10 protein-coding genes and 1 pseudogene are annotated in these 11,859 nt (G+C 53.4%); 3 read left to right on the forward strand and 8 right to left on the reverse strand.

Features of this window, described 5'->3' with window-relative positions; translation table 11 throughout:
• Positions 1 to 25: 25 nt before the first annotated feature.
• The 4 genes and pseudogenes from acs to GFR01_RS04200 all read right to left on the reverse strand — a co-directional run.
• A complete protein-coding gene (gene acs, locus GFR01_RS04185; protein ID WP_099181371.1) occupies positions 26 to 1,924 on the reverse strand; it encodes an acetate--CoA ligase in 1,899 nt (632 codons plus the stop codon).
• A gap of 151 nt (positions 1,925 to 2,075) precedes the next feature.
• A complete protein-coding gene (locus GFR01_RS04190; protein ID WP_099181372.1) occupies positions 2,076 to 2,636 on the reverse strand; it encodes a 5' nucleotidase, NT5C type in 561 nt (186 codons plus the stop codon).
• A 118-nt stretch (positions 2,637 to 2,754) separates the two neighbouring features.
• Positions 2,755 to 3,000, reverse strand: a complete 246-nt coding sequence (locus tag GFR01_RS15900; RefSeq protein ID WP_373317583.1) for a hypothetical protein — start codon at positions 2,998 to 3,000, stop codon at positions 2,755 to 2,757.
• A 534-nt stretch (positions 3,001 to 3,534) separates the two neighbouring features.
• A pseudogene (locus GFR01_RS04200) lies at positions 3,535 to 5,049 on the reverse strand (tannase/feruloyl esterase family alpha/beta hydrolase); the annotation flags it as partial.
• Between the two features lie 422 nt (positions 5,050 to 5,471).
• On the opposite strand from GFR01_RS04200, the gene GFR01_RS04205 reads away from it, so the two are divergent.
• The 3 genes from GFR01_RS04205 to GFR01_RS04215 all read left to right on the forward strand — a co-directional run bounded on the left by GFR01_RS04205 (position 5,472) and on the right by GFR01_RS04215 (position 8,157).
• Positions 5,472 to 6,560 carry a DUF3500 domain-containing protein gene (locus tag GFR01_RS04205; RefSeq protein WP_373317582.1) on the forward strand — a complete coding sequence of 363 codons (1,089 nt, stop codon included), beginning with the start codon at positions 5,472 to 5,474 and terminating at the stop codon, positions 6,558 to 6,560.
• 2 nt (positions 6,561 to 6,562) lie between these two features.
• Complete coding sequence (locus GFR01_RS04210; RefSeq protein WP_244902143.1) at positions 6,563 to 7,105, forward strand: hypothetical protein; 543 nt, start codon at positions 6,563 to 6,565, stop codon at positions 7,103 to 7,105.
• Between the two features lie 95 nt (positions 7,106 to 7,200).
• A complete protein-coding gene (locus tag GFR01_RS04215) occupies positions 7,201 to 8,157 on the forward strand; it encodes a ribokinase (protein ID WP_099181375.1) in 957 nt (318 codons plus the stop codon).
• A gap of 45 nt (positions 8,158 to 8,202) precedes the next feature.
• Here the strand turns inward: GFR01_RS04215 and GFR01_RS04220 are convergent, their stop codons facing one another.
• From GFR01_RS04220 to GFR01_RS04235, 4 genes are read right to left on the reverse strand one after another with little or no spacing between them, the layout of a single operon-like run.
• A complete protein-coding gene (locus GFR01_RS04220; RefSeq protein WP_099181376.1) occupies positions 8,203 to 8,775 on the reverse strand; it encodes a PqiC family protein in 573 nt (190 codons plus the stop codon).
• Positions 8,772 to 9,734 carry an MlaD family protein gene (locus GFR01_RS04225; RefSeq protein WP_099181377.1) on the reverse strand — a complete coding sequence of 321 codons (963 nt, stop codon included), beginning with the start codon at positions 9,732 to 9,734 and terminating at the stop codon, positions 8,772 to 8,774. Before GFR01_RS04225 ends, GFR01_RS04220 begins: the two co-directional genes overlap by 4 nt.
• Positions 9,734 to 10,507, reverse strand: coding sequence for an ABC transporter ATP-binding protein (locus tag GFR01_RS04230; protein WP_007282142.1), 774 nt, complete (start codon positions 10,505 to 10,507; stop codon positions 9,734 to 9,736). Before GFR01_RS04230 ends, GFR01_RS04225 begins: the two co-directional genes overlap by 1 nt.
• A 3-nt stretch (positions 10,508 to 10,510) precedes the next feature.
• Positions 10,511 to 11,662 carry an MlaE family ABC transporter permease gene (locus tag GFR01_RS04235; RefSeq protein ID WP_099181378.1) on the reverse strand — a complete coding sequence of 384 codons (1,152 nt, stop codon included), beginning with the start codon at positions 11,660 to 11,662 and terminating at the stop codon, positions 10,511 to 10,513.
• Positions 11,663 to 11,859 lie beyond the last annotated feature (197 nt).

Raw genomic sequence — 11,859 nt, forward strand, 5'->3', positions numbered from 1 at the left:
ACTAAAATCCGACAGTGTGCATCGGTCAGCCCTGAACAATGCGGATCAGAATGTCCACAATTTCCGGGTCTGCGAGCGTCGAAAGATCGCCCAGGCCATCTGTCTCTCCACACGCAATCTTGCGCATCAGACGGCGTACGTTTTTCCCGGAACGGGTCTTTGGAAGATCCGGTACGATGTAGACTTTTTCCGGTACTGCGTAGCGTCCGACTTTGGCTGTGATGGCGCGGACCGCAAGCATTTCCAGTTCGGGGTGAGACGGATCGCGGGCAACGGCGTAGACGATGATCCCCTGACCCTTCAGGTCATGCGGGATACCGATGGCTGCGCTTTCGACAATGGCATGCTCAGCGGCTAGCGCATCCTCGATTTCGGCGGATCCGATGCGATGGCCGGAGACATTAATGACGTCATCAACGCGTCCGGTGATCCAGTAATAACCGTCTTCATCCCGTCGCGCGCCGTCACCCGTGAAGTAGTGGCCGGGATAGGGGCGGAGGTAAGTGGTCTGAAAGAGCGTATCGTCGTTCCAGATGGTCAGTGCGCGACCCGGCCAGGAACCATCCAGACAGAGAACGCCTTCTGTCGCACCATCCAGAACCTGCCCCTTGTCATCCAGAAGCACAGGATGAACGCCCGGTAGGGGAAGGGTTGCGGACGCAGGCTTTTCCTTTACGGCACCTGGCACAGGGGAAATCATGATGCCGCCGCTCTCGGTCTGCCACCATGTGTCGACAAATGCACATCGGCCACCGCCAATCACGTCATCAAACCAGGACCAGGCTTCCTGACTGATTGGCTCGCCGACAGTTCCCAGAACACGCAGGGACGTCAGGTCATACTGACGTGGAAGGTCATTGCCTTCCCGCATCAGGGCGCGGATGGCCGTCGGTGAGGTATAGAATGTCGTAACCTTGTGGGACTGGATGACTTCCCACCAGCGGCCCGGAGCCGGGTGGGACGGCATGCCCTCGAATAAAAGAACGGTTCCACCGTTCGAAAGTGGTCCGTACACGACGTAGCTGTGGCCGGTGATCCAGCCGATATCAGCCGTGCACCAGAAGACATCGCCCGGCTGATGGTCAAAGACCAGTTCATGCGTGTAGGAGGCCCATGTCAGGTAGCCACCCGTTCCGTGTACAATGCCTTTGGGCTTACCGGTGCTGCCGGACGTATAAAGCAGAAAAAGCGGGTCCGTAGAGGCCATGGTTTCGGCAGGGCAGGACGGCTCGGCTTTTTTCAGAAGCGGATTCAGCAGTTCATCGCGACCCTCCTGCATCGGAACTGACTCGTCCGTCACACTGACAACCAGAACATTCCGGACAGACAAGGTCTCAGGCCGTAGGCTCAGCGCAGCGTCCATGGTCGTCTTGAAGGGAATGCGTTTCGCGCCACGACGACCGACATTTGCGGTGATCACCAGTGTTGCACCACTATCGGCCAGTCGATCCGCAATGGCTTCTGGAGAAAACCCGCCAAACAGCACGACGTGAATGGCACCCAGTCGGGCGCAGGCCAGCATTCCAATCACCCCCTCAATGACCGTGGGAAGGTGAATGGCAACCCGGTCACCGCGAGAAACACCATGGTCGCGGAGGACATTGGCCATCTGGCAGACACGCGCATGCAGATCGCGGTAAGTGAGGCGAACAACGTGGTCGGCTTCTTCCGCCTGCCAGATCAGTGCAGTCTGGTCGCCTCTGGTTTCAAGATGGCGGTCCAGGCAATTCACGCTGGCATTCAGGGTGCCATCTGCGAACCAACCGTTTCCGGTATCCTGTGCGGAGGAAGGACGAATATCCCATTCCAGTCGTGTGCTCTGGTTCTGCCAGTAGGCTTCCGGATCCTGACGTGCGGCGTCTGTGAGGGCGCGGTAATCAGACGGAGAGAGGCGAAATGCACCAGAGCGGAAAGGAGTGGACATAAAGGAAACGTGCTCACAGACCAGAAGCTAAAAAACGGGAGCAAATCTGTATCGTAAACTGGAGCACAAATCCAAAAGCAAAAAACCGGAATGGCTTACAATGTTGTAATCTCGAAGAAGTGCTTTTGTCGCTCGTGATCGCTCTGAAGGCTTACGGATTTCCGGCGAGACGTTGCGCCGTCAGATAGGATACGGCTTCCTGCCAGTCATTCACCCGCGGAGACCATTCCACAGTCTGGTTATGAAGAGCGGAAAACAGAACACCCTGACCCTGAAAATTACGGAAATGTCGAACATTGTCGTCAATGAGGTAATCAGCAGCCAGAATACTTTTGTGACCGCAAAAGACGATATTCAAAGGGGAGACAAAAGGGAAATTCTGTTTCAGCCAGTGAAACTTGGGCGCACAGGATGCGGGATATTCCATTGCAGCGGTCGTAATAAAAATATCGAAATTCTGGCTGAGTTCTTTCAGGGCCTCCTGCGCCCCAGGCATGACCTCTAGGTCTGCAAAAAAATCTCCGGCATGCAGGAGTTTTTCCATGCTCTTGGCATGTTCCGGATCCGCTAGGTTTTCTAGCTTCCGGCCTCTCAGTTCGTCATCGGTCCAGATGTATCCATGAGTGTCTCGATACCAAAGACGCTGTGCTGCAAGTGCATCTGCAATTACTTCGTCCATGTCGATTGCAACACGTAAACGATTACTCTGCATGGTTTTCAGACTCCTGAACGGGATCGGAGAAAAAAGTCTCTCCCGTTCAGGATATAAGAGCAATCTATCAATAGCCCGCTTTTAATGCGCCGGTCTGTAGGAGAATATTTTTTGCAGATTAGCGCAGGCGCCGACCTTCCTGAAGGCCGTAGAAAATGAAATGCAGGAAAAGATCGCCATCATATTCCAGAAGGTCAGGATTTGCTGCACGATAGTCATTGGGATCAAAAAAGCGGTTTGGCTGCCGCCCTTCCCGATAGCCAGTTTCGCGATAATGTGTTGCGGCATCAAGTCCGGCCGCAGTGACATCCGGATATTGGCGCTCATACCATGCTCTGTCAAAAGCGCAGACCATGTCAGCCAAGAAGGGACTTACAACTGACTTTGGAGTTTCTGTAATTGTCTCTACGACCGCAATTTCAGGTTCTGGTGCTGTCTCTACAACCGACGTGGTTTTTTTTGCACGAGGCGCGGTAGCAGGTTTCTTTGATGCGGGGCGACCTGTTGTCTGGCGGCGAGTAGAAGACATAACGATGAGACCTTTTGAGCTATATCTGTTTCGAGCAGGGCACACGGAAGGTCCGTCCAGACCTTAGTGCAGAACGCCTTGAATGGGTGAACGATAGCTTAACAAGATAGTTATTAAAATGAAAATTGTACTATTTTAATAGAAAAGAGCATTGATCCAGATTCATTCATACCGGGCGCATGTTGCAATATGTAAAGGGATTCTGGAATCTGTTAGTTGAGGAAAGTATATATTTAAAAAACTCATAGAAAAATTATAATAAACTCGTTAATTTAATGTAATTATAAATTTGTATCTTACATGACTGACCTGTTTGCTCATGATCAGTCATGTAATTTCTGAATAAATATTGTAGTATACGATAATGTCTTACTTCATCTTCATTGTCGCTGGTGGTATGATGCAGGAAAAGCTGGCTGCGTCGTTCATATTACTATGCCCGTCGTAATACGCTATCTTCGGCCAAGCACAAACTGGACGTGTACGAATAATTTTACCGTTGGATACGTAGGCCGCAATAATAGTTTCGGGAGATTGGTGGCGAGAAATCCAATCATCAATGACACCAAGTTTGCTGAAGGTGTCGCACCCTGACCCCCCGTAGCAGTGCCCCATGCCGGGAATAGTAATGAGTCGCGCAGAATTCTGCCCGGAGGCCCCAGAATTCTTGATAACGGACTGGTAATAGCTGGCGAGTTGTTCAGGATTATGACCGTCGTTCCAGCCGATATACATCAACAGCTTTCCACCGTGTCTGAAAAAAGGCGTTAGGTTGTCGTCAACATGTAACAAGGGGCCCAGCTTACGTGTAGCGGTTGCAATGTCTTTGTCCCAGTTCAGTGCGGTCCAGTCCCATTCCGGATTTTGGAAAGCTGCATATTTGAAGAGATCCAAAGCTACAGGAAAAGCTTTTCCATCTGCTGAAAACCCTTCCTCGCTGCCTTTTGCGGGACCTGGGAAGATTACGTTACCGCTATTAGGGTCAATAGGGCCACGATAGATCTGTTCGGCGGATTTTACTTCATTTGCTGTTAAACAGTCAGATGTCTCTTGTCCTTTGCATAACAGTTGACTTGGCTTGAAACCGCAACGCTCAGGATCGTCTAGAAAACCCTGTTTTTTCCCGACAGGCGATGCACACGCAGCCATAACGGCACGGTTGAGTAACTGGAATTTTTCACGGCCCACGCGGAGGGCAGGATCGTGATAACTCATCCAGCCGGCCCAAAGCTGTTCAGCATTAAAGCTGACGATCGGATTGGGAGGCGCACCTGCGACAATGCCGTCATAGTCTTCAGGATAGCGTTTGGCTTCGATCAATCCTTCGAGGCCGCCAAGGGAACATCCGATCCAATAGGCATGGGAGGCTGCTTTTCCATAAAAGCGGCGTATGAGATTTTTGGCTGTGACCGTCATCAAATGGTCGGCGCGGTAGGCATAGTCGATCAGTTTTTCCGGATGGCCAAGTGCGAAACGGCCTCCCTGACCCTCTGGTGTTGAACTGTCATGACCGGTGTCAGTGCTAGCAACCGCGTAGCCTTCTTTCACGCCTGTCGTCATGCCCTCATACATGAGCGAACCTGCCCAGCCGAAATTTCCCACACCAAGAAATTTTCCGTTCCATCCTGTGAGAGGAAGCCAGATTTCTGTGCGGATCTGAGAGTCCGTAGAGGGATGCAAGGTCACCGCAACGCGGCAAAACGATGGGTTCGTGTCTTGTGCCGGATGTCCGGCAAGGTTCATTCCCGGCGTACTCATGATCCGGGTCAGGGAGGTCTGCGGACTATGCCAGGCTCCGGCGGCTATAGTTTCGATTTTTGTAAAAGTGGCATCCGGAAGAGCTGTGTGTGCCAGATCTGCGCACGTTGTAGCATGCGCAGCGGGCGACAGAAGAACCAGTGCTGACGTCGCCAGGAGAGATGCTGTGACCAGCCGGACCATGACTGAACAGGGGTGTTTTACTGAAGGGATGGGAACAAATTGTACAAACGGCATGACGTTCCTCGTTTTATCAAGGTCTTAAGGTCACGCTTTGTTAGTGTCAGAATCTTCGGGCGCGCGTGACCGTGCTCCTTTCCTGTGAACGCTTCCAAGCAGAAAAGGTAAAGCCTTGATCTCCCCCGATGCCCTATGCAGTGTTTCAGTGCTGGCTCTGGACCAGACGTGTTTTCCAGGGAACGCGGATTAAGAACGAGGGCTGGATGAATACCAGATTTTGGATGGTTGGAGGGCTGTTTCTTGCAGCCTTTCCAGCCTCGGGGAAGAGTGTTCCACCGCATATTTCGGCTACTGCTTCGGAAGAGACCATGTCTGTAAAACAGACCCATGAGGCAATGATGGCCGCTCGGGCTTTCCTTGCAACATTCGATTCTAAAAGTGTTGGAAAGGTTCAGTTTCCTTTCATTACACAAAAGTCGGGTGAACTCGCTCGCTTTCGGAGAAGTGCGCCGGATCAGCCCGCACGTCCTGTGATGGATTCACAACCTGTCGAGCCGGTAAAACGAGGTCCAGGTATGGGGCCTCCAGGTGGATTTATCGGCGAACGCTACGGTGTGGCTGTGTGGTCCAATTATCCAGTGAGCGATGTGCTGCGTCCCGGCCTGCAAATGGGGCAACTAACAACGTCTCAACAGTCGGCGGTCCTCCATCTTCTGCAAATTCTTCTGAGCGTCAAAGGCTACGAGAAAGTGCAGGACATCATGGGATCGGATCAGACCCTCGCAGAAAGTGGTACGTCTTTTGCTTCCGGGAAAGCCGTTTATACTATTGCGATCTTTGGGCAGCCTTCTGAAACAAAGCCATGGATGGTGCAGTTTGGTGGCCATCATCTTGGGCTGAATATCGTCATTGACGGCGCTCATGGCGTTATGACTCCTACGCTGACGGGTGCACAGCCGGCGATTTACAAGCGCGATGGCAAAACGGTTCGTGTGCTGTCGGGAGAAAATGACAAGGCATTTGCGCTTCTGAATTCGCTGGATACCGCACAGCGTCATCAGGCCCTTCTTTCCTACAAGGTAGATGATCTCGTTCAGGGGCCGGGGCACGATGGAGAGACGATCATCCCGGAAGGCATCAAAGGATCAGCCTTGAACGCTGACCAGAAAGCGGCTCTGATGGACCTCATTACGGAATGGGCTGGGATTATCAATGACGCTTATGCGGCGCCCCGTTTGAAGGAAATCCGCAATGATCTCGATGAGACATGGTTTGCATGGAGTGGCCCGACCACATGCGAGCCGGGTCATAACGGCTCTTCCTATTACCGTATTCAGGGTCCCCGTCTGCTGATCGAGTTTTCTCCTCAGGGCGTCGGTGGCGATCCTACGCTGCATGTTCATACGGTTTACCGTGACCCGACGAACAGTTACGGCAGCCGTTTTACGGCTCAATGAACATGACAAGGATCGCTTCTTTTGCTGCGATTGTCTTGTTGGCTGTCCCTGCGTCTGCTTTCGCGCATCGTCTGGACGAGTATTTGCAGGCAACAACCTTGAACATTACGCACAGCGATATTTCACTCCATTTGCGGCTCACACCCGGGGTGGATGTCGCGGAGGGCGTTATCGGTCAGATTGATCGGAACGGGGATGGAAACCTGTCTCTTGCTGAGCAGGTTGGATATGTTTCGCGTGTTACCCGGGGGCTGTCGCTTTCCATCAATGGGCGACCAAGTCAGCTCATTGCGGGGGAGGCGTATTTTCCATCAGTCGCAGCTATGAAAGCTGGTACGGGAACCATTGATATTCATCTGAGGGCTGTCACGGAATTTCAAAAAGGGAAGTATCGGCTGATTTACCGTAATCGGGGCTCCGGCCTGGATACGGTCTGGCTTGTGAACTGCCTGTTCCCACAGGATACAGCGATCCATGTTCTTCAGCAGGGGCGTTCTGAAGATCAATCCTCTTATACGCTGGATTTTTCTGTCAGCGCGCTGTGATCCTTGATCAAATCACCAGCGACGGATGTACGGCATACTGACGGACATCGGCTGGAAGTGTTAAGGGGAGGGCTTCCTTTCACTGAGACGAAGCCATGCCAGACAATACTCCTTTGATCCTGTCTTTCGGAAGCATCAATATTGACGTCACGGCTCGAGCCGCTCGTTTGCCGCGACCTGGAGAGACAGTTCATGGGGAAAGCTATGCTGTCATGCTTGGCGGAAAAGGAAGCAACCAGGCTGCTGCGGCCGGCCGTCTTGCAGCAGGTTCTAATGTTCAGGTCGCTCTTGCTGGGCGGATAGGTCGGGATGGCTTTGGTGTGCAGGCGCGTCAGGAGCTTGAGCGTTTTGGTGTGGACCTTTCTCCTCTGCGTGAGGATGCTGCCAACCCAACGGGAATTGCTCTGATTGGAATTGATGGGAGTGGCGAAAACTGCATAACCGTCGTGGGTGGCGCAAATATGGCTGTTGATGAGACAGACGTACTGCATGCTGAACAATGGTTGAGCCGTGCAAAAGTCTTGCTGCTTCAGTTGGAAATCCCTCAGCCTGCCGTGCTTGCCGCAGCACGCCGGGCTCGGAACGCGGGGGCGATTGTTGTCCTTGATCCTGCTCCTGCGCCGGAAAATGGACTTCTGGAAGAGCTCTGGCAGGAAATAGATGTTCTGACGCCTAATGAGAGTGAGACATTCCAGCTGACGGGCATTCGTGCCGAAACTGTTGAGGACGCCGCGCGTGCCGCGGACATTCTTCTGGCAAAAGGGGCGAAAGCCGCTCTTGTGAAAATGGGAAGCCGGGGCGTATTCTGGCACGACGGTACGCGAAGCGGATATAGCGCGCCATTTCAGGTACGGCCCGTTGATACGGTTGCAGCAGGAGACTGCTTCAATGCCGGGTTGGCTTTTGCCCTGGCGCAGGGACATACGCTCGAACAAGCCGTTCGTATCGCATCAGCGTGTGGCGCACTGGCGACAACGCATCACGGCGCGGCAGATGCGGCGCCCGAGTGGAGTGCTGTCAGTGCTCTGATGTCTGCTCAACCCGAGGAATAAAGGGCGCAGGCGCGCAGGGAAAAAGAATATCTCTGCGCATTCGTCTCAAAAAGTTGGAGTTGATGCTCCGATTGCTGCAGAAAGTTGCTCCACCAGATCACGCGTCAGAGCAACGTTCCCGGCATCCGTAGCAATGGGGCCATGTGCCGTGAAACTTGCGCGATGATGCGTCACAGGTTTCTGCTCGTCCGATGGTACGAAAGACCAGTCTGCATCCAGCGTGCCTAGGCCGTTCGCTGCAATATCCAGCCGGGTGATGTTGATGTTCAGCCTCGTACTGGGTGTTGAGGCAGAAGTATGAGACGTCACAAAAACAGTTGGCCAGATCTGCGATAGTTTTGCTGTCACCAGATCTGTCATTCCGCGAGACAGGCGACTGGCCCACCGCCCATTTGTGCTGCGATCCAACAGATCCCCGTGTCTGACAAGCATATCCTGGCTATCCAGATAATCAGGAAGCAGGATGGGATCGACCTCCAGAACAGATGTGGTGGCACTGAGCGGGGTCGTTGCTGTTGCTACGGCTGGTGCGCCCAATGTGTAGAACTTGATGGGTGCAGAGGAACATCCGCTCAGCAGAAGTCCTGCAACGGCCAGAGAAGGGAAAGACAGTTTCATTGGTGGCGTCCCGTCAGCAGAAGTTGCGGATTACGTTCGACATCATTGGCAAATCCGCGAAGGGCTGATGCTGCAGATGCGAGATCCCGTAAGCTTGCATCCAGGTTGGCTCTGTCTGCGGAACGGGGAGAGGTCATGCTCTGGATGTTGCCCAAGCTCTGGTTGGCCTTCTGGATTGTGGCGTTGCTGTTTTCCAGAAGTGTATGGAGTTCTTTGCCCCGCGCGCTCAACTGTTCTGAACCGGTATCGGCCAGTCTGTTGAGACTCTTGAGGGTTTGTTCCAGCTCTGGCTGAAGGTGCGTAATCAGATCGCGGCTGGCATCCACCATATCGCGACTATGGTCGGACGTGGAGCGAACGCTTTCAATCAGTGCCGGCAGATCGCGATCCAGCCTGTCGGAAAGTTCTCGCACTGCCGCGAGAGACGCGTTGGCATTATCTCCCAGTTCCTTGAGAGGAAGGTTTTGCAAGGTCTGAGACATCGCCTGGATGGAAGACTGCTTGGTCGGTATCTCGGTGACCGTTGCGATCGCCGGGTGCAGAACGGCTGGAGTTTCCGGAGCAAAGTCCAGATCGATTTCGGATGAGCCTGTGACGAAACTTTTGAGGTTCATCTCTCCCCGTAATCCTTGAGAGACCAGATCCTTGATTGTTGGCAGGTGATGCGCAGCATTGCTGGTCAAGGTGATATTGTCCGGACGCATGGTCACATACACCGGAATGTAAGCGTCCTTTGTCTCTGGATTATATTCAATGACGACCTTGTCGACAGCACCGACCTGCACGCCGCGGAACGTGACGGGTGCCCCGACTGAAAGCCCCGATGATGCGCCGTGAAAAATCAGGACAGCCTTTTCCATTCGGGTGAACGGATGGAAGTTGCCGAAAAGCACAAATGCTCCAACGGCCAGCCCGATACCGCCTACGACAAAGGCACCGACAAGAGCTTGCCTGTTCATCAATTGCGTCCTTCTTCGTCACGTTCCCGATGCATGAATGCATGGACCTGAGGTTCATCACAGTGATCGCGCAGGTCCCGTGGAGAGCCGTGAGCGATGGGTATTTTGGTTTTGGCATCCAAAAAGATGCCATCATCAGCGATATGGAAAAGACTTGAGAGTTCATGGCTGACGATAACAATCGTCGCACCCAGTCCATCCCGGAGATTGAGGATCAGGTCATCCAGACGGGCCGATGTAATAGGGTCCAGACCGGCAGAGGGTTCGTCAAAAAACAGTACGTCCGGGTCAAGCGCAATGGCACGTGCCAGACCCGCGCGTTTGCGCATGCCGCCACTGATTTCGGACGGCTGAAGGTCTATGGCCTGTAGCATGCCCACAAAACCAAGCTTCAGTTCAACCAGTCTGCGGATGACGTCGGGTTTCAGGTCTGTAAACATCTGGAGGGGAAGGGCGACGTTCTCCCCAATTGTCATGGAACTCCAGAGTGCGCCGCTTTGAAAGAGAACGCCGAACCGATGATTAAGCTCGGTTCTTTCTGCTTCTGATCCGTCCCAGTATCTGTCGCCATCGACCAGGTATTCACCAGCAGTCGGGCGTAGCAAGCCAATCATGCTTTTCAGCAGGGTACTCTTGCCGCAACCGGATCCGCCCATGACAGCAAAGATGCTACCCTTTTTGACGTCCAGAGTGATGTTCTTCTGAATCACTTTGGGGCCAAAGGCGAGCGTTACGTCTTTCATGGAAAGAACGGTTGGTCTGGTGTCGCTCATGGATCAGATCCCCACCACGTCAGCAATAACGGCAAAGATGGCATCAATGGCGATGACACCGACAATCCCAACGACTACGGCGCGCGTTGCGGCAATTCCGACGTCAGCGGCGGATCGTCCGGCCTTCAGGCCAATGCGGCAACTGGTGAGACCAATGAAAGCACCAAATACGATGCTTTTAATAAAGGCAAAGATGAACTGACCGATCCCGAATGAAGTCACGGTCTGATGAAAATATCCGGCAGCCGTAATATCAAGCATTGAAATAGCCACGACGAAGCCACCAAGCATCCCGACCAGGCAACCATAGAGGTACAGAAACGGCATGGTGATGACGAGTGACAGGACGGCGGGTAAAATCAGGTACGTTGAAGTTGGGATGCCGAAAACGTTCAAGGCATCAATTTCTTCATTGCCCTGCATGGTCGAGATGCGTGCCGCGTAGGAACCGCCAGTTCTGCCAGCCATGATGATCGCTGTCATGACGGCTGCCATTTCGCGCACCATCGCGATGCCGACGAGGCTCGCAACATAGATGCCAGCAGCAAATTTCTGGAGTTCGACGGCGCCCACAAATGCGAGAATGGCGCCGACAAGGAAATTGACGATCCCAACGATCAGCAGGGCGTAGGGACCAGCATTCGTTGTATCTGTCAGCAGATCGACAAATCGCATGCGGCTGCGACCGGTCAAGGCAAGGAAACCGCCCTTAACCGTCATCGCGCCCAGACCTGCAACGGTTCCGATTTCTGTCAGGCCATCAAGCGTGTGCGTCCCGATTGTTTCCAGAAATGGAAGCCGTTTTTTACGGGGGGCTGGCTTGTCGGCCGGAACATCAGGCAGCAAATCAAGGAGTTGCCGCATCGGTGCTGGAAGACTTTGCGTATCCAGAGTGATGTGCCTGTCATGGCCTACACGTTTGACGTCCCATAGAAAGGCGATGAGCCCCGTGTCCCAACGGGTCGTTGCCCGCGTATCAAATGCAAGAGTGCTTCCGGCAGGGGCGCTATCAAGGCCGTTTCCCGGAAACGACGGAATATTGCCGGTACGGGCCATCCACGAGCCTTGCAGGGTCAAAACCGGACCGCTCTCCCCAGACGACAAATGCCAGTCTGGAGCGGCTGCGTCTTTTGTTGGGAGATCCGGCTGTTGCAAGTGTGCCTCGTCGTTTCAGTCAGCTTGTTCTTCCTCTTGTGTAGGACCAGATTTCCTCGGTGAAAAGAGGGAACTGAACCGTTCGGTCATTTTTGGCTTCGGGTAAAAGGGGCCTATCCATTATTGGGAATAATCAGTTTTCCTTGTGAGGGCTGCCCAAGGATGAGAGAACGAAGTCAGCTTTCATTTTCATCTGA

It is taken from the genome of Gluconobacter frateurii, assembly GCF_002723955.1.
GTDB classification, from domain to species: Bacteria; Pseudomonadota; Alphaproteobacteria; order Acetobacterales; family Acetobacteraceae; genus Gluconobacter; species Gluconobacter frateurii.

What these genes read in the sequence shown, in the direction of transcription:
- GFR01_RS04230 (WP_007282142.1), bottom strand. Translation starts at nt 10,507, where the DNA reads ATGAGCGACACCAGACCAACCGTTCTTTCCATGAAAGACGTAACGCTC.
- GFR01_RS04225 (WP_099181377.1), bottom strand. Translation starts at nt 9,734, where the DNA reads ATGAACAGGCAAGCTCTTGTCGGTGCCTTTGTCGTAGGCGGTATCGGG.
- GFR01_RS04205 (WP_373317582.1), top strand. Translation starts at nt 5,472, where the DNA reads ATGTCTGTAAAACAGACCCATGAGGCAATGATGGCCGCTCGGGCTTTC.
- GFR01_RS04220 (WP_099181376.1), bottom strand. Translation starts at nt 8,775, where the DNA reads ATGAAACTGTCTTTCCCTTCTCTGGCCGTTGCAGGACTTCTGCTGAGC.
- acs (WP_099181371.1), bottom strand. Translation starts at nt 1,924, where the DNA reads ATGTCCACTCCTTTCCGCTCTGGTGCATTTCGCCTCTCTCCGTCTGAT.
- GFR01_RS04190 (WP_099181372.1), bottom strand. Translation starts at nt 2,636, where the DNA reads ATGCAGAGTAATCGTTTACGTGTTGCAATCGACATGGACGAAGTAATT.
- GFR01_RS04215 (WP_099181375.1), top strand. Translation starts at nt 7,201, where the DNA reads ATGCCAGACAATACTCCTTTGATCCTGTCTTTCGGAAGCATCAATATT.
- GFR01_RS04210 (WP_244902143.1), top strand. Translation starts at nt 6,563, where the DNA reads ATGACAAGGATCGCTTCTTTTGCTGCGATTGTCTTGTTGGCTGTCCCT.